Raw genomic sequence first — 25,342 nt, 5'->3', positions numbered from 1 at the left:
CTGCGCTCCAGAAGGCGGTCATCGCCTCACGTCCAAGCATTCATTTCGCCGATTGACTGATCCAGGTGACGTCCAGGCTCGGCCAATCAGACGTGTCGAGGCGCTCGACGATCAGCGCCGATCCCGACAGATCGACTCGAACGATCGCGCCAGTAGGCCGCAGCCGCTCCTGGCGCTGGAGCATCATGGCTCGGAAGAAGCGAATCTTGCCATCGTCAGAGGCACCGATTTCGTCGAGCAGGTCGGCGTCCGCAAATTGTCGGTCGGTCAGGATCGCGGCTACGCTGCCGCCACTCGCGAGATTCACACGGCGAATCCGAAACGCCGGCGCACCATCGCGTTCGCGCCGAATGCAGAGGATGTCTGCGGCAAGCTCGGGGACCATCGAACAGTTCTCCCGCGCATCGATCGGCATTTCCGCCTTGGCGTCCTGGCGTTGACCGGGGTCAAACAAGCGGTTGACGTCGGTCTTAGTCCATGCGAACCCATTGCGCCAACAACCTTGCAATCCCAGAGTCGGAATCCCAGCATCTGCATCACGTTCCTGCAAGCCCGAGCGGCCTAACACTGCTTGGCGCGCCCAAGTCTGGATCAGAAACGCGCCGTTGCTGACGCAATTGGTGGGTGACCAGCCAGCAGACGCGCTCCTTGGGACGGGGTTGCCAGAACGATTCTGCAAACGCTCGCGATCCACGATCTGGAACTCGGACGCCAGCCCTTGAAACCCATTGTCCGGGTCGTAAGGCTCCAGCGTCTCTTCGGTCACGATCATCGATTCCGTCAGCACGACGTCGGCGCGCTGATCGGCCGGGATCAACACGCGCTCGACCCCAGGAAGGGTAGCCACATGCCGCAACGACTCGACTTCGAACACCTCGACGGCACGCGCCGAATAGTCGTACCCGGCGCGCGTGAGGTACACACGTCGCGCAGTCACATCTGCCACCACGACGCGATGGGCAGGCAGTCGCCGATCCAAAGTTTGAAAGGCATTGGGACTGTGCGCCCAGGTAATCACGGTGCCGTCCGCGAACAGGGCGCGCCCGGGCGCAGCGACCACCTCTGACACGGTCAACATGAGCAGGATAAAAAGCAAACGGACACGCATGTCTGGCGATACTCAAGGATGGCTGGCGGGGCACGCCAACACGGATTCGACGTAGTGGCAAGAGGAGTGTGACGGGTTGAGCTGGCAGGCCCTGACACGGCTCGGATTCTCAACCCAGGTGCCACGCGCGCATGATTCAGCCTGACCGGCTGGCGTTGGGGTCAGCACCCATTCAAATTCTCGCCCGCCATTGTAGAACTTCAGGGCTGCCCGAAGCTTCTGCGCGTCGGTCAGGGGCCTCGCGATCGCCGACCACGTTTCCCCCGTTCGGGCAAGGCACTGCTGCAGCGGCACGTTTGGATAAAGGGTTCCGGAATGGCCGTTGGGTTCCTGCAAATGGTAGTTGCGGACAATTCCTGAATTCAATTTGGACAAGAACACATCGCGGCCGGCACGCGCATTGGCACGCCAATCCCACAAGGTGTCGCAGTTGTTCATGCCCGCACCCGTGATCTGAAACATGCCAACGCCGCCGTCCAACGTGCCATTCAGCACCGGCAAGCCGCTGGCGCGGAACTGCGAGTACGCCGGGTTCGGCGGCAATGCCGGTTCGTGACACGCAATGCTGTCCAGAATGGCGTAGCGGCCGGCATCGCTCTCGATCTGGCCAAGATAGGTTCGAACGGCGGCGGCACCGGGATTTTCCAGACGGAACGTGACGGGAACATTCTTGTCGACCTCATCCAGACCGCATGCCGTTACATGCACGGTGGCGTCGGTCGCATTGGTGATCGGCAGAAATCCATACCGCGCAGTGGTTGCCTTGAAGTAGGAACCAGCCCCGGTCGTTCCGGTTTGCTGGATGTAGAAGTGCTGATACTGCGCCTCACCATGTGCCTGTTCCATTGGCTGATGATCGGTATCTGATTTGCATTTCAACGCATTGGCAGATCGGACTTGGATTTCAGTCTCGCTCTCGGCAAACCAATCGAGTTGGAGAAAGTACTGCCCGCTACCCAGATTGATGACATCAATATCGAACAGATGTCGCTCTGGTGTGATGTCATCGGCGTTGAAACGCAATTCCGGCGCTGGCCCCAGTTCGGGCCCTGGATTGGTGATCAGCAGCGTATTGTTGACCTCCTGCGGCTCTTTCGGCACACAACGCGGGCAACCGGACCCCGATCCGGTGCTATCGATCTTCATGCAGGCATTGACGTTGCAACCGAGCGGGTTGAACTCACCACAATTCGGATTCCCGGGATCGGGCGGGCAATCAGGGCCGATACAGCCGCCCCAGCCTGCCTTCGTGATACCCGCGCCAGGATCCGTCGTGATGCGCGCGGCATCTTCACTGACCGTGCCCTGCCCCATTGGCACAAACGTGGCGAGGTCATGGTCCCACTGCACGATCTGCACGGTTTCACCAGGTCGCATGCCACCTGGGCTCGGAATCGTCACTTCGGCCGGAGGGTCGAATCGCGTGCCGCTCGGCTGGATCGTCCAACCCACGGTACCAAACGCCGCACTGCCGCCAGGTGGCACCATGGGCAGGCGATCATTGTGGACCGGGCTCACCACCAGACGTCCTTCCCGAGCGCCATCCGGAAAGGTCACACTGTGTTTTTTGACCAGCAGCTCAAAGCCGTCAAATCCGGGAATCGTCAATCGCACATCGGCGTCACCGCCAACGATTTGCGCGGCTTGGGCATTGATGGGCGGCAAATAGATCCCGTGCGGCAGCTGGTTCATGCGGCCCGGGACAATGGCGGTTTCAAAGTGCAGGTTCGGAAATTCCTGCCCTGCCGGTGCGGGCGTCAATCGGCCATCCAGCTGCAAATCGATCTTTCCAGCCGGCACATCCGACTCAAATGCAAATCGACCCAAAGCATCGGTCAGCGTCGTCAGATTGGTTCGCGTAATCGAGACGCGAACATCTGAAAGGGGTGTGCCAGTGTGGTCCATGACCACCCCGGAGAATCCGGTGGCGCCGCTCTGCGGTGCCTCGGCGACGATTTGAAAATCGGCACGACCGACTGACGGCGCATTCAGCATCACCGCTTCGGCAGAGATCTGGATCAAACCAGGCGCGGCGCCAATCATGGGTCTGACGGCCGCCAGTCCATTCTTGTCGGTCTGGACGTCGATCTCTTGGCCATCCGGACTCGGCTGCGCCGTTCCGTTTGGATGCGGCAGAAATCTCGCCGAGCCCGACTCGATGCGAAAGCGAACGGGTGTTCCGATGATCCGGTTGTATTGCGCATCCAGAACGACGGCTACCAGCGCTTCAATTGGCTGAGCGTCGGTCTGGGCATATTGGGTGGCGCCGGCACCGTCCGCCAACACCGCGAACGGCACACCCCGCAGTCCGGTTGCGACGAAGTAAACATCCTCCGGAACACCGTTGGCGCTCGCTCGCACACTGTTGCCTGCTGGCGATGCTTCGTTGCCTAATCGCAACCACACTTGTGCGAGCCCTTCGGCATTGGTCCGAATCTTGAGATTGCGCGCCGGCTCGGCGCCATTCACGTTCGTGCCGCCCGTTGACGTCTCACTGATTGTCCCGGAACCGCGGGTCACATCGAAGCGCACGTCCTGGTCGGCACGGGGATTACCCTGGGCGTCCAGCCACTGCACCGTCAGTGGTCGACTCGCGAACGTATCGACGGACGCCATCTGGCTGTCCCCGTCGATCAGTACCAGACGTTCGGTACCCACCATGGTGCGGGCAATCCGGGTATGCGCGGTTCGGATGTTCCCAAGCGCATCCTCGGCTTGCACGAGAATCCGATTCATACCAGGCTGCAATTGGAGATCCTGCGCAAAGTAATAGCGATCACTGACCATCGCATCGATGACCTGGCCGCCGCCTTCTATCTGGACCCGCACGCGCACTTCCGGCGCCAGCAATCCGGGTTCGACGGCGTCATTGACCACGCCGCGGACATTGATGGTGGCGCTGGATGTGGTGGCATCCACTTCCGGCGATTCAATCGTGACGATGGGCGCCGTCTGGTCAACGAAAACAGTTCGACTCAACGATGCAGCGCGACCGCGGGCATCTTTGGCAACGATCGTCAGCAGATTGGTTCCTTCATGCAGGAAGAATGCCGCAAAGACAAACTGGCGACCGTCGTTCACGACCGTCGCAGCCTGCTGATTGACCCAGACTTCGGTGACGGGGACACTGAGTGAGCCCCGTATTTCGATCGGTCGCGCCACGTCACCACTCAAGTTGATGGCAGCACCGGGTGCGCCTGCGGTACGCGTCATCGGCCCGAATGCAGCGAAATCCTGCGGCGATTCCAGCGCGATCCGGATGGGCGCGTCATACGAGATCGAAACGTCGGTTGTGAGCGTCACCGGCCCCTCGAATTCGGCACTGGCGGTCAGCGTATTCAAACCATCGCTGAGCGGCACTTCTGCGACGAATGTCGCGCCTTCTGCGTCGGCAGATTGAAGTATGGCTGGGACGGAATCGACCAACACGATTCTGGGCACGGCGCGATTGGATGCAATACGAACCACGGCCTCGACCGTCGGTGCGGCACTGACAGTGCCGGGCGTCGGTGACACAAACGCAATGTGATCATCCCTCGGCACGGCAATCTCGAACTGCCATTCAAGCGTCTGGCGGACGCCGCTAGTTTGGGCAATCTCGACAAACACGGTATGCAAGCCAGGCTGGAGCCCTTCCAGCGCCGGGTGCGTGATATGACCGGCTTGACCCGAACCCGGCACCAGTGCAGCCCCGGCACTGAGGTTCGTGCCATCGACAAACAACCGAAGGCTTTCTGCCGAGACGGGTAGACCCGCGCCGTCGTAGGCGATATCGATGCCCGGCTCGGTACCAGCGGTCAAGATCGCGCCTGGCGCTGGCATGAGAGCCGTCAGTGTCGGCGCCACCCCAGCGTCGATCGGTACTTCAACCTGACTCCGGTTGCCGACCAAGTCATCGACTTGAATGAACAATTCGTGTGCGCCGGCCGCAAAAACTTGATTGGGCAGTGTGAGCTCCGCTGGTGTGATCGTCGCGGCTGCGGTTTGATCGATCCCATCAACGTGAATCCGCGCAGTCGCAGGGTCGATGCCACTTCCAATGTCCTCAAACCGCGCGGTCACTGAAACGGGTGTTGCGGGTGCGATGACCTCGTATGCCGGTACGATCCCAAAGATTCTGGGTGGTGTAGCGGTCCGGAACGTCCACGTCGACACGATCGCCTGAGGTGGTGCGCCGATGCGAACTTCCACGACATGATTGCCTTCTGGAAGTGCCTGGGAAGGTGTCCACGAAAACGAGTCCGCGCCTACGACAACCGAGTCGACCACCTGGCCGTCAATCAGCAACTCCAGTGCCGGAATGTTTGCGCCAGCAAAGGCGATGAATGTCGCCGAAATGGTCGGCCGGCTGTCGGCGGCACGAACCGCTCCCGGAGCGGGCTCCTGCGATCCAGCGATCAGGGTTCCGGCAATCCGGTTTTCAAAACCATCGGCAAAGGCGCTGTCGATCGATCCGGCGTTGGCCAATCCCGAACTGATCAGGCAGCAACACACAATGACGACATGTTGCAACCTGAAGTGCCACCAGGCCGAGAGTCGATGGCCGAAACGACGGTATGCCTGATCACGGGTGGCCGGGTCTGGCGCACCCTTCATTGCAGCCATTCCAGCATCTTTGCGACGAGTGCCAGCGACCGCCGTTGCGAGGGCGCCGAACGCTGCCAGACAACCGCTTGCGTGTCGTCAACAGCGACCACGGCCGGAAAGGATTGGAGACCAAGCGCCGCACGCGCAGCGTCGCGGTCGGCACGAACGATTTGGGCGTCCGGCCATTGGCGCAAATCGATCGCCCCGGCGCCCGCCAACTCATTCCGAGACAACAGCACAATCGTCGTCCGGTACCCCGGGTATCCATCGCGCCGCAGCACCTGCAGAAACGACAGGCTCTGGGCGCTGCCCAAGTCGACGAATATCAGGACATGGGCACGTTCTGGCAGCATGGCACCCAGTGTCTGCGCTGGGGCACGGCGAGCCATCCCGTGCACCGACAGCTGACGCAGGTCGCCATTCGCGAGCGCGCTGTCACCGGCCAGACACAGCATCAGTCCACAGACGATCCGGACAAATCGGGGATGGGTCTTCATGGGGTCGGCACCTGGAAATTGACAATACGGCTGCGTTCGGCCGGGCTGAGACCATCAAACATGTTCGTCTCGGTGAGCGTGCTGAGTGCCTCGGCTCTTGCCCCGACGGCGCTGCTATCGCCCGGCTGACCGAACAGCACGTAGTGCAGGAGCGACACCGACTGGCCAGGTGCAACGGTTGGCGTCCAGCCATACCGGAATGCCATCCGTCCGGGTGCGAAATCGGCAGCAGCCGGAACCAATGCCGAAGGACCCGCGTAGACGTAGCCGGCGACTGCTGGCGCGTTGTAGTCACTCGGCGCATTGGTCGCCTGCACCGCGAACGCGCTGGGTAGCGCTGGCGGCGCAGGCAGCAACACCGCCCCACTGCCATGCTCGCCTTCGATATGCAGTTCGGGGCTGATGCTGGTAGCGCCGAGATTGGTCACCGTTTCGAGAATCCGTACGTAGCCACCGGCACTCGGCACATGCAGTTTCCGGACGATCAGCAGATCGCCAGCCCGCGCTGGGGGCAGCTCGTAGGTCTGGCCGGAGTCAAACGGATACGCCAGTACACGCCACGGATACCAGACCGGGCCAATGGCAGGCTGCGTCACGATCAATGTGGGCGACGCGTAGAACGGGAAGTTCAGCCATTCCAGTGGCTGCCGCGCACCAATGCTGCCGTCGTTGTACAGGGACACGGTCAAACCACTGACCGCATCAGCGAAGTCGCGCGGCAAACTTTGGGCAGTGCCCCACGTCAGCGCGACCGTAGCGTTTTGCGTACTGGCGACCGATGCGAGGGTCATCGCGCCCTGATCAGGCTGTCCACAGGTGAACGCGGACAGAATGTAATCCCCCGGCGTCACCTCAGCAAAACTGTATGCGCCGAGCGCATCCGTCTGCGTCTGTGCAATGGCATCACTGTGGCCGGCACCGATACGCACGGGTCGGATTTCGACGCACTGCGACGACATCGGAGCACTCTGATCGTCGCGCACCTCACCGCTGACCGAGCCCGGCACCGGCAATTGCAAGTCAATCGTCACGCTCTCACCGTGCTGGGTCAGCGCGCCGACGGCAACCGCGTACAAGGCCGTGCCGGGCTTGATCGCCGAAATCTCGAACGTGCCAACGGCGACGCGCGCCATCTCGTACGCACCAGACTGATTCGCGTAGACGGATCGATAGGAATCGGTCAGCACTTCGCGAATCACGATCTGTGCGTCGGGAACCGGGTTGCCGCCGGCATCGCGCACGATTCCCTGTACCAACCCAGACGGTGGCATGACGAGATCGAGTGTTACCAGGGACGACGCGGTCGGCATGGTGCTACTGGCTTCGATACGCAGGGTGCTGTCGTTGTCGCCCGCCCTAACGGTGAGTGCGCCTGGGAGCACGTTGAGGAAGCGATAGTGACCGTCACCGTTCGTGCCGGTGTAGACCGTATCGCCGAGACTGTTCTCGACCTCGACCCATGCATTGGTCACCGGTGCCCCTTCCGGATGCGTGACTTGTCCGCGCAGCACCGACGTCACGTACGAAAACGCGTTGTCTTCGCCTTCGGTCAACGTGATGGGTCCACTGTAGATTTCGTTGCCACCCATCAGCAGATGCAAGGTCTGTTCGCCGCTCGGCGCATCAGTCAGGACCAACCCGTCATCGCAATAGCCGTAGGCGTTGTTGCCATTGCCGGACTCGAGGTAGAGCTCGCAGTACTGGTCGATCGGCTGACTGTCGGCGGCGGTGATATCGGCGATCAGTCGGGTCACTTCTGGCAGCGTGAGCACGAGTTCCACAGGCAGCACTTGCCCAGCGGTGTCCAGAGTCACGGTCGTCTCGGCCTGAACATAGCCACCGCCCCCTTCACCCTTCGGAGTCTCGCCAGCAACGGCGCCGCCACCTGAGTAGTACTCGGCCACGACCCGAATCGGTCGGCCCACAGGCAGCCCTTCGATCAGACGCGCGCCGCTCGAATCGGTAGAGCCGTAAGCGTAGGTTGTGACGTTGCCCGAACCAATCAGGATTTCGAACTCCGTAAAGTTGGTCGCATTCGGCACCGGATGTCCGTCTTGATCCACAACCTGGAGCTGGATGTTGGCATGCGCAGGCAAGATCAAGTCGCGCTGTACCGTCGTTCCGCTGACCAGCGTGACCTGTTCCACGGATTGCGAGTAGTTGACCGGATCGCGCGCGCGAATCTGAATCGATGCCCCAGCGACCAATTGCGGGAAGCTGTATGCACCGAACTCATCGGACTGCGCAAAGGCCAGATACTCGTTGCCCAGGAAGGCTTCGATCTGGACGTTGGCCACCGCAGTGCCGCCGGAATCGCGAACGGTACCGGCAACGCCGCCGTGAGCCAGGTCGAGCGTCACATCCCGGACTTGCCCATCCGCTGCCGTCACGATCGTGCTGGCTTTCACGGCGCTGTAGTTCGGGTGCATCGCCAACACAGTCAGATCGCTGCTACCGCGATACGAATAGCTGACTTGACCCTGCTGATTGGCATTGCGCACCACGTAGACGGACGAACTGGTGAACAGGACCTGCGCGTAGGGCAAGGGGTTACCACCTTCCAGCACCGTGACATTCACAGTGGTCGTGGGGGAAACGGTCAGGTTCTGGATCACGACATCGCCGGGGTTATTCACGTAAGCATTGGCGACGACCACCGGTCCGCTCGCGGCATCTGTCCAATAGGCGAGCTCGAAACCGCCGACTTCGAGATGATCGAATGCGAACTGCCCCGCCGCATCGGCACGAACTTGCTCGTAGCGATCAGGCGTGCTGAACGTACGCAAGCGGACGATGGCATCCGCTATCGGCGTCACCCCGTCGGCGCGCAGCACTCGGCCTTCAACGCGCGCCGTGCCAACGCTTCGATCAATGCTGATGGGCGCGGCGTCGCCATAGCCGAGCAACTGGTATCCGCCAAGCGGACAGTAGCTGTATTCCCGAATGACGCGAATCAGGTATTGACCGCTAGTGCTGGCAACGATGTTCCGAAGGTCACCAATGTAATTGGCCTGCGTGTAGTTATTGGGCCCCAAGCCAACGCCTTCGGCAATGCGGTTTCGGTTCGGACCATAGACAACCACCCGGACACCGCAGATAGCGGGCTCGGCACCAATTGCTGTGCCAATCGCGGCCAAGGACAAACGTTCGCCTGCCGTGAGCGTGACCGCATGCAGATGACGTTCGCCGTCAAACGCGAGCACGCCGCTCGACGACCCTTCGGTGCTGAGCGTCATCGGTACCGCGATCGTGGTGCCGTCATTGCTGGCGTCTATCCGCGTGCGGGCTTGTGCCGCATCCGGGGCACCCGCTGCCAGCAGCAACAGTTCGTCTGCGCGCAGCCAGCCGCTCTGAAACTGTCCCACACTGTTGGTATTGCCATTGGACAGCACGTTATTGACCCCATTCGCGCGACGGATCAGGACGGTGGCGCCCGGCACGGCGAGGCCCGCACGCACCACGTTTGCCTGGACGCGCGCCGCCGGAGGCAGTGTCAGCGGCAAGGCCAGTGTCTCGCCGTCTTGCTGCAGTGCGCCGCTGGCACTGGCGCGTTCGAAGGTCTGCGGATGGTCGGCCTCGACGGTCAGATTGCCCACCGGAGCCGTCGCCGAAACCTGACCTTGCGCATTGGTGTACCCGATCAGCACGCGACCTTGAATCGATGGCGCCGACAGGTAGACCGCAACGTTGGCCGCCGGAGCACCCCGAGCATAAGCCAGCGCAACGTTCACGGTGCCAACCGATGGCAGCGCAAAGTCGAGCACCGTTTCCTGGTTGGCATTGATCGTGAGTGGCTGGGTTGTAATAGCCTGCGAACGCGGATCAACGACGGCAATCGTGCCCGTTGTCGCCAGAGCACCATTGAATTGATATTCGCCGTCGCTATCGGTGACGACGACGCGATTCATTCCAGGCAACTGCAGACGCACCGTTGCCGATGCCAACGGCACACCCGTGGCCGAACGAATCACACCGCGAACCGCACCATTCGGTGGCAGCGCGATATCGAGCCGCTGGCTCGTCCCGGCAGCCACAACAACGCCGTTCACGAAGGCGACCAAGTCGTCGCCGTCCTGATGCACCAGGGTCGCCCTGATACTCCAAGTTCCGGCGCGCACGCCGCCAATTCGATACGACCCATCGCTGCTCATCGAACCGGATGCAGCCCCCTGAATGACTACGGAGCCCGTGTAACTCGGGACCTGGAAGGCGCCGGTGACCACACCGTGCACGACCGCGGACTCGAATACGAGATCTTGCTCGGCGAGGTCGGCCACAAAATTCCCAGTCGCCGTCGCGCTCAGGTTCACGGCCTGTGGGTGCTGCGCGGTCAGCGTGACGGGGGCATCGATTGGCAGCGGCAGGCCGCCGGTATCGCCATCCAGATAGCCATCCATCGCAAAGTGCCCGTCGCCGTCGGTACGCAAGCCTAAGACGGTCGAATAACTCCACTTCCGGACGAACAACGGATGCTGACTTTGTATCGTGACATTGGTGTTGGCTATGGCTGACCCATCGCCTTCACGCAAGACGCCGCGAACCCGGCCAAGCAGGCTTGGCAAAGCTGGCACGCCACTGCTGGCGTCACTTGGCACTGCGAAATTCAGGATCGCGCCGGGCGTTTCCGAGAGCAGTCCATCCAATGCCTCCGGCGGCAGCTGCTGGAGCCGGAGCACAGACTCGCGCGCCGCGCTTTGCCCATACTGCATGGCCAGGAAATGCATGACGATCCGGCGGCCGCCGGCCGGTACGACGACGTTGTTCCAGCGTGCACGCAAACTGGTGGCGCCATTGTCTTCGACTTGATCGAGAAGCGGCGCACGTTCCGGTGCATCGGCATAAAGTGCCCCGTCAGTCGGATAGTCGTTGCTGAATCCCTGCGTCCAAGTCAGCCATGTGTCGTTATTGACTTGGTCATCGCCACTGCTGGTCTCGTAGATCCAGCGATCGTATTGGCGCGGCGTGGTCACTTCGACATCCACCGAAACAGGATTACTGCCCTCGTTTTCCAGGATTTCGAGATAGCGGGCAAAATAGCCGTTCAGTGGCACAAAAATCTTACGCGTAACCTTGAGCCCCGCAATCGGGTTGGCCTGGGAGATCACAAACTGCCGTTGCTGCAACTGCCTTGCGGCATTGGTCGCACCAACAAAAGCGGTACCGGAGATGCGCAGTGCTGGCTGGTAGGTTCCAGCACCATCAGGCTGCACGTAATAGTAGGCACGATTGGCATCCCGGAACGAGTTCGGCAGCGGAATCAGCGCCTCGGCCAGATTGACCACAACCGACAACGTTTGATTGTCTTCGGCCGCGCCGATGGTGACCGGCAGCTCACCCTCGCGCGTGACGCCGGCGATTTCAGCAGCAGCATGGATCAGCGGTGTGCCTTCGGGTACAAACGTTGCCGATGTTTGTCCTTGCGCATTGGTGCTATTCAAACTCAAGTTGCCGCGCGCATCGGTCAAGCGCACCAAGGCGCCTGGAATACCGACGCTGCCGACCGCACCATTGATCACCGTGATATTCAAGTTGGCAACGGCCAGCATTGACACGGTCTGCGGATCAACCTGCCCTTGCAGGCTGATGGTGCCATTCACGGTGCGATCCAAATAGCGGAGGTTGCCATTGCGAGGATCGGTAACGCGCAAACGGTAATTGCTCGCCGCGATGTTGGCCACCGTCAAGCGGCCCAGGAAATCGGTACGGCCGACGACCTTCTCGAATCCTTGTGCATCTGATTGGAGATACACAAAGGCATCGACAACTGGCTGACCGTTTCGACTCAAAACGACCAGTTCGGCGCGGCCTAGCGGTAGCAGCGTAACGTTCTGGACCGCGGTCTGATTGGCCGACACCGACAACGATCGCGTGCTGCGTCCGTCTGAGATCGGATCGATGACCGTCAGCGTATATTGCCCAGGCGGGACGGCCGAGAACTGATAGCGACCAAGGCTGTCAGTCAGCACTTCGCGACTGACGAGGCGCTTGCCCTTGTGCTTGGTCAGCGTCGCCGGGTCACAGCCCGTCGCGCAGCGGTCATAGACTTGATCCGCAGCGGCGCCATTCAAGATCACCCGCGCTGCCACCGATTGCTCACCGGTTGCACTGACGATCGCACCTTCGACGCGACCGGTCGGCTGCAAATTGACGTCCTGTACCAGAATCTGGCCCACGTTGACGGCGGCGGCAGCGACATGCCCACGCAGGATGTCATTGCCCGTGCCGTTCGGATGGCGCGTATCAAACAGCACGTCATACGAGCCCGCCAGCAATCCGGGGTACGTCCAGGTGCCGTCGGCAGCAATCGGGATGTATCGCGACACCAAGGGATCGGGGTCGTCGATCGACAAATACATCCGCCCGGAAGTGACCGAGAGATCAGGGGCACCGATGGCAGTACCAGTCAACACACCCGTGTCGAATATCAGATCCTGAGTCGCGCTCGGCGTCGGGTTCTCGACCCGCGACGGCACATTCGTCCAGGAGTGTCCGGAATAGACACTGAAACAGGCGGTAGCTTCCTGGGCGGTCAGGCGCACCGGCACGCCAGCGGGCAAGGCGATCGAATCGTTGGCGGTCAGCTGCCCAGCGAGCGAATAGCTGCCCAATGCCGGCGGGTTCTGTTGGTTCGGTGGCACCGTCGCAACAGAATTGAGACTCGGCACAATGGTGCCCGGTGGGCAGTCCGGCGACGGGTCACGGGCTTTGCCCCAGATGCGATTGAACAACGGGTGCGTCGATTGCACCGTGACGCGTACGTTGCGCACTGGCGTGCGAGCATCACCTTCGTAGACGCGGCCATTGACGGAGGCGGTCAAGCTCGGCAGAGGCGGCACCGTCTCAGTGCCAGGTGGCGGCATCACGAAGTTCGCGATCCCAAGGCGATCTTCGGTACCAAGATCATTCAGCGCCTCGGGCGGCAATTGTTGCAGGCGCTCAAGAGCGGCATCGAGACCGGCCCGATTGATTTGCTGGACGATGAAGTGCATCAGCACCACGCGGCCACCAGCGGGCACTGTCAGAGTGTTCCAATTGACACTGATTTCGCGGCGACCGCTGACCATGGCCTCACTGACCTGGTCCGGGGTCTGCGTGCCATCTGCCGATTTGAACAAGAATCCCGTCGGTGCGATTTGGAAATGATCGAGCAAGATATCTTCGTCGGTGCCGTCGTCGATTCCGATCCAACGATCGTCGGTACCAATCGTCGTATCGCCACTCGAGGTCGCAAGGACGGTGCCCGAGGCCAGGCGATGCTTCAGCGAGACGGCCACGGTGCGTGTGTCGACCCCCGGGTTTTCGATGATCTCCAGGTAACGCGCGAAGTATGCGCCACGAGGCACGTAGATTCGACGCGACACTTTGAGTCCGTCCATGAGCGCCGGTTGTGCAATCAGAAACTGTCGGCGATCCGCTTCCAGACGCGCACTGGTTTCACCAGTATAGGCGCTCCCGTTGACACTGAGGCGGGCGGCACCACCATTGAAATTGCCGCTACCGACTGCGATCCCGCCACTGTATTGCACATCGAAGCGGAAGCGGTTGGCATCACGCAGATCGGCCGGCAACGCAATGCGGTTCTCGAGCAGCACCAGATTCAGTTCCACTTCTTGGCCATCGGCGCTGAGCTCGAACTCGGCGTCGATATAGCGGTCCTGACCGGCATCATAGGCCGTCAGCAAATATTGGCCGAGGGGCAGGCCACTCTGCCGGAAGCCGCCTGCCGCGCTCGTGCTGCCGGAGCGATTAGCCGAACTCCCGCCACTGAGGCGACGAATCTGATAAGGGAACCCACCGGCCAGCGTGCTGTTGTCGGGACGTACGATCGTCCCGAACACGGCGCCCGCCGAACCGAGCGTGACCACCACATCGATCTGCTCACCTGGAGTCGATATGGTCGCCGTGGCATGACCGTCGAGATCACTATGACCGCCCTCAGGGTGCTTGGCCACAATCTGATGGGCGCCTTCCGGAGCCTGAATGTTGACGCGACCATTGCTGTCCGTAGCGGCCACAGTGATCGAACCAAAGTAGACCGTGGCGCCGTTCGCGGGGATGCCGCGAGCATGATTGACCAGCACCCGCGCCAAGCCAAACGGCCGGAGCATGATGTCGGCCGTGGTTTCCAGATCGACCGTCACGGTCGCACTGGCCGTGCCATAGGCGTTGCTCGACTCGTCCTCGGCCTTCACGACAAAGTCGCCCAGGGGCACATCAAAGAAGCGATAGTGTCCGGACGTATCGGTACGTGTGCCGCGCCATGGTTGGGCGCTTGCGGTGGGCAAGATCTCGACATACGCATCGACAATCGGGGTGCCATCCGCGCCACGCACGATGCCCGCAATCGAGCCGGTTTCCTCCATCACGATGTCGGCTACTTCCCGGTCGCCGGCGGTCACAGTCACCTGTCCCTGGCCATAGATCGGTCGGGCAGTGACATGGCGCGGATTTTGCGGATGGCTCTTTTGACCGAACAGGAAGTAGTGCCGCGGTGGATTCGCCACGAGCAGGTAGCCGCCGTCAGCGGCGCTCAGCGTCTGATTCGAGGGGTTCGGCGGTGTGTCGGTGCACGCGAATCGATCGTTCAGACGGCACAGTTTGACGCTTGCTGCAGCCAAAGCAGATTGGTTGTGGCGTTTGACAGTGCCAAGAACATCGCCATGGCCAACCATGATCAGATCCTGCTGCGTCGCGGTCTGCTCAGCGGCGAAGTCGCCCGGCGCGACCGCAGTCTGCGCCAGCGTGATCGGGTAACGGGCCGACAGATCGAAGCCGAACACTGGAATGACGTAGTTCTGGGCGGTTCCATCGAGCGTTGAACGGTATTCGAATTGCCCTTGGGCGTTGCTGGTCTTGAAGCGAATTCGACCAAACAGCGGGTGCTTGCTCTGGAACCGCACTTCAGCGCCCGCGATCGGCGTGACGCCATCACCACTGAACACGCTACCGGACACACTGCCAGCATCGAGATTCGGCAGCGGCGCGACGACCGAGGTCTCCGGCAGCACAAAATTCAGCACGCTCAGCTTCTCTTCCGAACTGAGGTACTCAAGCATTTCTGGCGGCAGCGACGCCAAGCGCATGGCTGCGGCCCGCGCGCTGAATCGATTCAACTGGTTCAGGGCAAAATGCATCAGCCTGACTTCGCCACCGGCCGGCACCGTGATCTGGTTCCAGCGATAGGTCAGCCGCCCGGTCTGTCCGATCAGTTCGTAGCTGGCCTGAGCCACTTGCGTCGCGGCACCATCGCCATCGAACAAGTGAATGGTTGCCGGAATTGAGCCAGTGTTGACGAACGGATCGGAGTCGACCTGATCGTCAATGACGACCCAGCGATCGCGAGCCTGGCCGGCCGATACGTTCAGAATCTGATCGCCATCCGATGTGTCGACCACGCGCGGATTCGACTGCGCCGCGCGATGGTGCGACTTCACCAGCACATCGACCGTGATCGGATCATTGCTTTGATTGCGGAGAACCTCGATATACCGCGCAAAGTAACCAGATCGCGGCACGTAGGTCTCGCGGCGCACCATCAGCCCGGAGGCGGTCAGGTCATCGACGTCGATCTGCTGACCATTGCGGCCCAGCCGACCGATCGTGCCATCGCCATTGACGAACGGGACCGCCACGCCATTCTTGACGAGTTCCAGGCGCATGCCGCCATTGTCGGGACCAGACCCGGCAAATACCGTGTTGGTGCCGGTACCGATGCCGCCATAGCCTTGAACGTCGAACGCAAAGCCGTTGGCGTCATACAAAGTCTTCGGCATGGTGATTGCACTGTCGACCAGTTGCAGATCGACCGTGACGATGTCGCCATCAAAGCGGACGCGACCAAAGCCCTCAGCCATTAGGTTGCCGTTGGCAACACTCACGTCCAGCGTGAAGTTGCCCGGCGGGGCATCGTCAAACTGATAATCGCCATTGCTGTTGGTGCTGACCACGAAAGTCCGATTGCCGTTACACGTCACATTGGAGCCATAAACCGTATCCGGATTGGTGAGTGTCACCTGGGCGCCGGCAATGGGCGTTGCGTTGGCAAGCGTGATCTGACCGCGGACCTGACCTTGGCCGATCAGGATGAGATTGGCGGTGACCACCTCATCCTGAGTACTTACGGTCACATTGTTGGCACGCGCCCGTACGCGGTCCTGCCGCGGACACAACGTCGGTGTGTAGAAGCGCAAGGCATCGATCGTGTAGGAGCCTGCTGGCACTTGATCGAAGTGATAGCGGCCGTCTGCGTCGGTCGTCGTGACGAACGCGTCCAGGAACGGCTCGGGCAACATCCGAATCACCATCCCCGCACCGGCCGGCGTGACGCCGTCGGGCATCAGCAATTGCCCCTCGATTGCGCCGAGCACCAAGTTTTGCATCGTGATCGTGACCGAATCCGTGGCGTTGGCAAGCAAGGTGCCATTGGCCGAGCCAGACAGCGTCCCGAGCGTCAGTATCTTGCTGGCCGACACCGTGTAATCCCCCGCAAACAGACGTTCCAAGAGCACGTTGCCCTGTGCGTCACTGATGCCTTCACGGCGCAGCGGGAACGGTCTTGCATTGGCAGCAGACACGCGGGCACCCACAACCGGGTTGCCGAGTTCGTCGACCAGATGAATCGCAAGATTGCCTTGTCCAATCAGCGTGACGTTGAGGAGTCGGTCATCGCCCGCGCCGGCAATTCGGGTCGTGGCCAGACCGCGGTCGCCGGTACTGATCGACTCGGCCTCGATCTCGATCAAGCCCGCCGGAACCAGCGTGAATTCATAGTTGGCATTCGGAAAATCCTCAGTCTTCAGCGGCTGGCCGTCCCGTCGCAGCGTGACTCGGACTCCTCCGGTGACCGCTTGACCCTGTCGATTCAAGACCAGGCCGTGAACGCTCGCGGTCGCAGCCAGGGTGACATCGAGAACGGCAACATCGCCCTCGGCGTTGAGCCGCCCCTGGCTGACACCTGACAACTGGGTCACTTCATTGCGCGCAAACGCGCTCAGATCGCCCACAAACACGCCGTCGATCTGATACGACCCATCGGGCGCCGTGTGCGTGCTGCGATCCAACGTGAACGCGCCTTCGCTGCGAACATTGACCAACGCGTTCGACTGCACCGTGCCTGCGACATTCCGAACTACACCGCGCACCGTTCCTTTCGCCAGGAACACCACGCGCGTCTCGAGCGGTTGCGCTGGATTGAGGTTGATCACGGTTGCTTCTGAGCGGCCGCGCTCCAAGTCCTGTTCGGCCTGCACATAGTAGGCGCTGGTCTGCTGAACCAAGAAACCGAATCGTCCCTGAGCATCGGTCTCGGTGACCAACACGCCATCGCTGACCGGAGCATTCTCGTAGGTGTAGCGCGCGCCCAGCGCTTTGCGCGCCAAATACACTTTGATGCCAGCACCCACCGGCGTCACGCCATCGCGCAGAAAGACGGTGCCGGCCAGCGTGTCGTCGGCGATCACGACGTCTTGTACGACCTCTTGGCTGTCGGAATCGACGCGACCCAGAACGCGCGCGGTCTGGCCGTTCGGGGCGGTTGCGGTCAATTCGTAGTCACCCACGGGAACGGCTGGGAAGCGGAATCGGCCGTCAGGACCGGCGCGTGTTTCGAAGCTGAGCCGCAACCCCTCCAGCGATTGCAGACGAAGCGCTGCATCGGCAACCAGGCCGGCACCGCGCCGGACTTCTCCACGCACCACACCACTTGGCGCCAGCACGATGTCGCGATTCAGGATCTCGTTCGGCTGTGCCAGAACGTTGCCTGGGAGACGGGCGCGCAGCCGTCCGTCGACAAAGGCGTCAAGCGTGTAGGGGCTGTCGGCGATCGGCAACGTATCGAACGCAAAACTGCCGTCACTGCGGCTCAGCATCTGAGTCAGGATGCCTCGTTGCCTGCTGATGATCCGTACTTGCACGCCAGCGCGTGGCGTCACGCCGTCAACGTCCAACACGCGGCCACGGATGTCGCCAATCGGTTGCAGCTTCAGAATGATCGATTGCAGCTGGCCTGGCGCCACGGCAGAGACCGTTGTTCCGATCAGCCGCGTGGCCGGTTGGCGCGCGGAAACGGTAAAGTCGCCCGCCGCGACGTTGGCGAATCCAACCATGCCATTCGCGCCGGTCGACAGCGCACGCACGTCGCGGTATGCGCCGAGCGCCGTGAACGTCACTTCCGTGTTCGGAACGGGCAGATCTTGTGCATCGAGCACCGTGACCTCAACCGTCCCGAGGCCGTTCAGTCGCAGCGCCAGGTCGGCCACTTCACCTTCGGTGGCAATCTGCGCATAGCCGATCGCGCGATCACCAGTCGCTGGCGAAATCGCCGACACCACAAAGTTGCCGGCATTCACACCTTCGAGCCGAAACCGCCCCTGTGCGTCGGTCAGGGCAGTCCCCGCTTGCTCCATGGGTTGTATCCGCAACACGCTGACTTCCGCGCCTTGGATCGGCGTCACGCCATCGCTCGCGAATACCGTGCCGGTAAGAATGCCGCGCGGCCCCAACACAAACATGTAGGTCGATGCCACCCCGCCTTCGCTGATGGAACTGACCACCACGCGGCTGGACGAACCGGGCGCAAACTGCGGATAGATCTGTACCAGCCCGTTCTCACTGACGGTGGCCAGCAAGTCGTTGGAAATGGAATACACCGTGCCTTGGCTACGCGGTGTTACGTCATAGGTGCTTCCGTCCAACGCGACGGCAGTCGCGCTCAGCTGCGCGGTCTGACCGGTCGTCAAGTAACGGTTCTCGGCATTGAGCGTCACGGCGACCGGGACGGGGTCGATGCTGCCAAAGACGATCGGCCCCAACGGAATCGTGTCCGGCTGGAACGGATTCGTGAAACCGACACTGCTCTGGCCCACACTGCCGTCCGAACAGGTGGCTCGGGCACGTATGGCACCCAGATTTCCCGGAATGCCGAAAATCGTGTAGGAGCCATCTGCTGCCAGGGGCGCATTTCGATTGCCTGCGCTGACGATGCACGACGCGCCTGACGGCGGTGCGCCAACCTGCGCTGCCAACGGCGCTGACAGCGCCAGAAGCAACCCGAGCAGCGCCAGCAGCCGAAGCGCCCCAACCCAGATCGGGTGCCGGGGCTTTACTGCGCATACGGGCAGCGACACATAGGGCCGTTCGAGCAGTTGTTGATTCCGTGCACTTGTCATTCGAACGCCTTTGGGTTGCGCCCGGTCGACCGCAAACAGACCCATGCCTCCTGGCGAAGGCGCGCGCCATGTTCGGGGCCCCCAAGCTGGTAGGACGGTCAGACACCGTCACTGGAGGATTGCGACTGCTCAAAAACTAAGGTTCTGCGCCACTGCCTTTATTTACTCGGAAAAGGCCGGCGCAACGATCATGAATGTTTGTTACATGATGATTTCAAGTTTCGGGGAGAGCCGTCAATTCAAAATTGCCGACTAGCGCGATCGGCCGCCCTGGCATTCAGGAGAAATTCATTGCCCGGTAAGCACTTGACCGGTGAATGCGGCAGCCTTGCCCGTGGTCGACCCGCTCCGCGGCGAAGTGGGCTGGCTGCTTTCTGTTTGCGGTTACTGAAGAAGCAGTCTCGCAAGGGTTCCCAATCCGACGCTCGTTCCCCCGGACGTGATTCGGGATGGGATTGATGCCCCCTCTGTCAATCAGGGGCGTTGCGGACACAAGAAGGGCTATTCGGCTCTGATGATATTCACGCCAGGCTCTTGCTTAATCGGCGCTGGCGCGTAGCTTCGAAGCTGTCCCCCAGCCACACAGCAAAAAGCCCGCTGCGCGGGCTCTTTGCTCAGGCGCTGGGACTAGGATATGCGCAGGCCTTCCTGGCCTGCGCCCTTCGGGCCGGCTCCGCCGTCCGCCTTCGGCATCCTGCCTTCGGCGTCGAACCTGCGCGCCAGCGCACTAAGCTGTTTCGCATGATCAGGCTTTGTGGGCGCTGGCGCGTAGGTTCGAAGCTGTCCCCCAGCCACACAGCAAAAAGCCCGCTGGCGCGGGCTCTTTGCTGTGTGGCTGGGGGACTAGGATATGCGCAGGCCTTCCTGGCCTGCGCCCTTCGGGCCGGCTACGCCGTCCGCCTACGGCATCCTGCCTTCGGCGTCGAACCTACGCGCCAGCGCATCGATCCGTGTCGCACGTTCTTGATTTGCTGGCACTGGCGCGTAGGCTCAAAGCTGTCCCCCAGCCACACAGCAAAAAGCCCGCTGCGCGGGCTCTTTGCTGTGTGGCTGGGGGACTAGGATTCGAACCTAGATAAACGGAGTCAGAGTCCGTTGTCCTACCGTTGAACGATCCCCCATTGGATCGGGGGATGCCAGGGCTGGGCCTGGCATCTTGGTACTCGGCGGGATTAGCGCTTGGAGTACTGCGTCGCGCGACGGGCTTTGTGCAGACCGACCTTCTTACGCTCGACTTCACGGGCGTCGCGGGTCAGGTAGCCGGCTTTGCGCAGCGGCGACTTCAGCGTTTCATCGTATTCGACCAGCGCGCGGGCGAGGCCGAGGCGGATCGCGCCAGCTTGACCCGTGATACCGCCGCCTTCGACGGTGACCAGGATGTCAAACTTGTCGCCCATGTTCACGACGTCGAGCGGCTGGCGCACGATCATGCGCGACGTTTCGCGACCGAAGAACTCGTCCAACGATTTGTCGTTAACCGTGATCTGACCCTTACCCGGGCGCAGGAACACGCGAGCGGCGGAGGACTTGCGACGGCCGGTGCCGTAATTTTGAGTGGTTGCCATGCGTATCGCTACCAATTAGCCGAGGTTGAGGGCTTGGGGTTGTTGCGCCTGATGCGGATGCTCGGCGCCACGGTAAATCTTCAGCTTGCGTGCCATCGAACGGCCGAGCGGATTCTTCGGCAGCATGCCCTTGACGGCGATTTCGATCGCGCGCTCCGGGTGGGTGGCGAGCAGGTCGCGCAGCGAGATCGTGCGCAGGTTACCGATGTAACCGGTGAACCGGTGATACATCTTGTCCTGCATCTTGTTGCCAGTAGCAGCAATCTTCTCGGCGTTCACGACCACGAAGTAATCGCCAGCGTCGGCATGCGGGGTAAAGGTCGGCTTGTGCTTGCCGCGCAAGCGGAAAGCGAGCTCGCTGGCCAATCGGCCGAGCGTCTTATCTGTCGCATCGACCAAATACCAGTCGCGCTTGACGGTTTGGGCGTTGGCGCTGACGGTCTTCATAGGAAACTCGTAAGGTTTGGGAAAAAAGGCCGGCGACTATAACGGTTTTCTTGCCTGACGGCAAGACCGGCGAGCAGCGCCGCAGCCAATCACCAACCGGCGCCAGTCACCTGGCGGAAGGAGGGGAAAATCGGGTAGGCACCTGCCAGCGGTCGCTGGAGTGAGTCCGATAGTGTGAATGAATCGCGCCCTTCTGACAAGACCAGCGCCACCATGGCGCGCTAATCGTTGTCGCCACATTCAGGCAGAAAAGGTATCCGGACCATTGCCAGCGGTTTTCTCGTACCGCCCCTTCTCCACGCGCTTGTACTGGGTGAAGCCACGCTTCGAGAAATGGTCTTCCTTCAGCAAATGGCTGCCGCTGGTAGCGAGCGCAGGCGCCGATATCCGCCGCACCACCGGCTGCGTGCAGATCGGGCAGAACTTGAGATCGGAGTCGGACAGCCGTTGCAGTTCATCAAACCCGTTCCGGCAGTGATCACAAGCCTCGCCTGCTGTGGCAGCCACATATTCGTAGATAGGCATTCGCTCAGACCTCCAGCTTTTGTTCGGCCACCGCCTGGATACCGCCATCCAGGAACTGCTTCCATTGATTCACAATGACACAGAAGAGTTCCGCAGTGCGTTCGGTATCGTAAACAGCCGAGTGCGCTTCTTCACCACGCCAGTCAAGGCCCGCTTGAAACAAGGCTTTGGACAACACCGTTTGGCCGAGCGCCAATCCGGCCAACGTGACGGTATCGAAGCACGAAAACGGGTGAAACGGACTCCGCTTGTGCCCCGTCCGCCGAATTGCGGCGTTCACAAAGCTCAAGTCGAAATTGGCATTGTGACCAACCAGGATCGCGCGCGTGCAGTCATGCTGCTTCATCACTTTGCGAATCGGCGCAAACAAGTGATCGAGCGCCTCCCGCTCGTCGCGGGCACCGCGCAGCGGATGCGTGGGATCAATGCCGTTGATTTCGAGCGAACGCGGATCGATGTTCGCGCCCGGGAACGGCATGACATGGGTACTGACCAACTCGCCCGGATACACCTGCCCGTCCGCTTTCATCAGAATCGGTTGGGCTGCGATCTCAAGGAGCGCGTCGCGTTCGCTGTCAAAGCCACCGGTTTCGACATCGACAACCACTGGCAGATAGCCACGAAACCGTTCGGAGAGCGTGGCGGAAAATTGGGGCATGGACATACCCGCAGCATAGCCCGCCTGTTTTCGCCACTGCAAACCGGCTCGTTCAGAAATGGCGCTTTAGTGCGCGGATGTGGGGGCCGGCGGCGCCAAATTCGCGATGGCCGCTGGGAGCGCTGTCATCTCGCTGCGCCTGATTCCCGGCAGCAAAGCCTGTAAAAACAAACGTTTACATTGTTGCGTTGCCGCGTGACTCCGCCTTAGGACTGATTAGAGTGTCGGCCGCCAGGGGGATCCGGGATCCCAGCATCAATTCCACACCATCAGCACCGCAGCCGACCTGCAAAAGGCCGGCCGGCTCGCTGCAAATCAAGATCCACACAGGGGAGTTCGTTGATGAAGCACGTGCGTGTAACACCCATCGCTGCCGGTTTGACGCTGAGCCTGCTCTCTGGCTTCACGTTGGCGCAAAGTATGTCCGCGTCTCGGGACGCACCGGAAACTGACGACGCCACGGCACGCCGCAAAGCCATGGAATCGTTCTACGAAACGCCGTATGACGCCAAGTTCAAGCGCTTCATGAACGACGCGGCGGCACGCGAGCGCAGCCGGTGGGCGCGCCAGATGCCTGTCGGGACAGCGTTTCAGCCGTCAACCTTGCCAGACCAGATTCTGGCGCCGGTTCCGGGGAATACTTGGGTCAACATCGGCCCGACGAATGCCACGGTTATCAAAAACGGTTCCAGCACGCTGAACAATGTCGCCGACTCTGGCCGACCGGTCGAAATCATCGTCGATCCGAGCAATGTCAACACGATTTATCTGGCGACGGCCGGTGGCGGTCTCTGGAAGACCACGGATGGCGGTGTGTCCTGGCAGCCAAAGACCGAGACGCTGGGCTCGCTGTCAGCCGGGTCGCTGGCCATGGACCCAACGAATTCGCAAACGCTGTACCTGGGTCTCGGCGATGCGTTTGACGGCACCGGTCTTGGCCTCGTCAAGTCGACGAATGGCGGCGAGACCTGGAGCGCGCCGGTGTACCTCGGAAGCGCTACGCAGATCCGTGATCTGATCGTCTCCGCCAGCAACAACCAAATCGTCCTCGCCGCAACCGACGCGGGGCTGTTCCGCTCCACCAATGGCGGCAGCAGCTTCACTCAGGTCAGCCTGAGCACAGGCTTCGCCGTGGCATCCTCCGTTTGGGATCTGGAGAACATTGGCACAGGCAGCTTCGGGGTAACCTTGGAAGCCAACCCGGCCGCGACCTCTGGCACCACCTCGGGCCAGTACTGGCGTTCAACCGACAACGGCGCCACCTGGACGCAATCGACGCCAACGGTTTCTGGCGGCATTGGTCGCGTCTCGATCGCCTCGGCACCAAGCAATCGCTCGATTGTGTACGCCATGGCGGCAAAACCGCTTGCAACCACGAGCTCTGACCTCGCCGACATTCTTCGTTCCACGAACGGTGGCACGACCTGGACGTCACTCGGCGCAGCCAAAACAGCGACGCGCTACAGCAACACAAACACCGAATCGACCAAGCCGGTGACCATCTTGAACGGCCAGGGTTGGTACAACCACATGCTGATCGTGCACCCGACCGACTCGAACACGTTCTTCTTCGGCGGCTCACTGCTGCTGGCGAAGGGCGTGACGGCGACATCCGGCACGTCGGCCACGTTCACGCAGATGAGCAACTGGCTCGCCCAGTTCAGCCTGCCGTATGTCCACGCTGATATGCACGCGGCGGCGTTCGCGTCGAACGGCACCATGTATGTCGGCAGCGACGGTGGCATCTTCAAGTCGACAAATTTCGGCACCTCCTGGACGGATGATCTGAATGTCGGCATCGCCTCGCACCTGATCTACTCAGTGGGCTCATCGCCCGCCGCGCCGAATGCCGTGATCGGCGGCTTCCAGGACAACGGCACGCGCGTCCGTTCGGGGACTACGAGCACATTCAATCAGTACATCGGCGGTGACGGCTTCGGCTCGCACATCCACAAGGTCAACGGCAGCCAGATGCTCGGCTCGCTCTATTACGCCCGCATTTACAAGAGCACGAACGGTGGTACGACGTTCGCCACTGCATCGAGTGGTATTACGGAGTCGAACAACTCTGCCTCGGCGCCGTTTATCACCCATATCACCGCATGGGACGGCGACAGCACGGGCAATACGGTGTTTACGCACGTGAACCTGAAGGTCTATAAGTCGACCAACTATGCGACCAGTTGGACGGCGCTTGGCACAACTGGTTTGCCGACCACGAGCTTCGTGATCCGCAATGTCGACGTTGCGCAGAGCAACGTCAACAACGTGGGCATTTCAGCAAGCGGCGGTCGCGTGTATTTCACCACTAACGGTGGCACGTCGTGGACCTTGGGCGGCACGCTGCCAAACAATAGCTCGTCGATCAACTCGATTGCCTATGACCGCACGAATCCGAGCACCATCTATGTGGCCTCGGTTGCGCCAGTGGCAACGGCGACACATCTCTGGAAGTCAACCAACGGCGGCACGACGTTCACTGCCATTGATGGCTCAGGCTCGGGCTTCCCGACTGGCGTGCCGGTGAATGAAGTGACCACCGATCCAGGTGCCAGCAACGTTGTCTATGCCGCCACCCACCTGGGCGTCTACAAGTCCACCGACAGCGGTGCAACCTGGACACGCTTCGGCACAGGCCTGCCATTGGTCAACACGACCGACTTCTACATCTCGCCGGCCTCCGACAAGATGCGCGTTTCAACATTCGGTCGCGGCTTCTGGGAACTGACGCCGTAACTGAACAACTGCCTCTGCAAACCAAAACGCCGGGCCCAAAGCCCGGCGTTTTT

At 61.3% G+C, this 25,342-nt stretch carries 9 protein-coding genes and 1 tRNA gene; 1 reads left to right on the top strand and 9 read right to left on the bottom strand.

The window, feature by feature from the left end:
* Positions 1–40 precede the first annotated feature (40 nt).
* From C7S18_RS02615 to rnt, 9 genes are all read right to left on the bottom strand, one after another.
* Positions 41–1,108 (bottom strand): hypothetical protein, encoded by a 1,068-nt coding sequence (locus C7S18_RS02615; RefSeq protein WP_106890080.1) that lies wholly within the window; start codon positions 1,106–1,108, stop codon positions 41–43.
* Between the two features lie 12 nt (positions 1,109–1,120).
* Positions 1,121–5,713: a hypothetical protein gene (locus C7S18_RS02610; protein ID WP_146151725.1), complete on the bottom strand. Its 4,593-nt coding sequence runs from the start codon at positions 5,711–5,713 to the stop codon at positions 1,121–1,123.
* A complete protein-coding gene (locus C7S18_RS02605) occupies positions 5,701–6,192 on the bottom strand; it encodes a hypothetical protein (RefSeq protein ID WP_106890078.1) in 492 nt (163 codons plus the stop codon). Before C7S18_RS02605 ends, C7S18_RS02610 begins: the two co-directional genes overlap by 13 nt.
* Entirely contained in the window at positions 6,189–19,358 is a 13,170-nt protein-coding gene (locus C7S18_RS02600; protein ID WP_170113064.1) for a carboxypeptidase-like regulatory domain-containing protein, read from the bottom strand. The genes C7S18_RS02605 and C7S18_RS02600 overlap by 4 nt, the downstream gene beginning before the upstream one ends.
* A gap of 1,047 nt (positions 19,359–20,405) precedes the next feature.
* Positions 20,406–20,479, bottom strand: a tRNA-Gln gene (locus C7S18_RS02595).
* Positions 20,480–20,530: 51 nt separating this feature from the next.
* A complete protein-coding gene (gene rpsI, locus C7S18_RS02590; RefSeq protein WP_106890076.1) occupies positions 20,531–20,923 on the bottom strand; it encodes a 30S ribosomal protein S9 in 393 nt (130 codons plus the stop codon).
* Between the two features lie 15 nt (positions 20,924–20,938).
* Positions 20,939–21,370 carry a 50S ribosomal protein L13 gene (rplM, locus tag C7S18_RS02585; RefSeq protein ID WP_106890075.1) on the bottom strand — a complete coding sequence of 144 codons (432 nt, stop codon included), beginning with the start codon at positions 21,368–21,370 and terminating at the stop codon, positions 20,939–20,941.
* Between the two features lie 240 nt (positions 21,371–21,610).
* The gene (locus C7S18_RS02580; RefSeq protein ID WP_170113063.1) at positions 21,611–21,895 is read right to left on the bottom strand and encodes an FmdB family zinc ribbon protein; all 285 of its coding nucleotides are present in this window, start codon (positions 21,893–21,895) and stop codon (positions 21,611–21,613) included.
* A 4-nt stretch (positions 21,896–21,899) separates the two neighbouring features.
* Positions 21,900–22,559 carry a ribonuclease T gene (gene rnt, locus C7S18_RS02575; protein ID WP_106890073.1) on the bottom strand — a complete coding sequence of 220 codons (660 nt, stop codon included), beginning with the start codon at positions 22,557–22,559 and terminating at the stop codon, positions 21,900–21,902.
* Between the two features lie 336 nt (positions 22,560–22,895).
* Between rnt and C7S18_RS02570 the strand changes: the two genes are divergently transcribed.
* Positions 22,896–25,289 carry a WD40/YVTN/BNR-like repeat-containing protein gene (locus C7S18_RS02570; RefSeq protein WP_106890072.1) on the top strand — a complete coding sequence of 798 codons (2,394 nt, stop codon included), beginning with the start codon at positions 22,896–22,898 and terminating at the stop codon, positions 25,287–25,289.
* The last annotated feature ends 53 nt before the right edge of the window (positions 25,290–25,342 follow it).

The organism is Ahniella affigens (genome assembly GCF_003015185.1).
GTDB classification, from domain to species: domain Bacteria; phylum Pseudomonadota; class Gammaproteobacteria; order Xanthomonadales; family Ahniellaceae; genus Ahniella; species Ahniella affigens.
The sequence above is the reverse complement of the archived record's forward strand: the minus strand, read 5'-3'. Positions and strand labels throughout refer to the sequence as shown.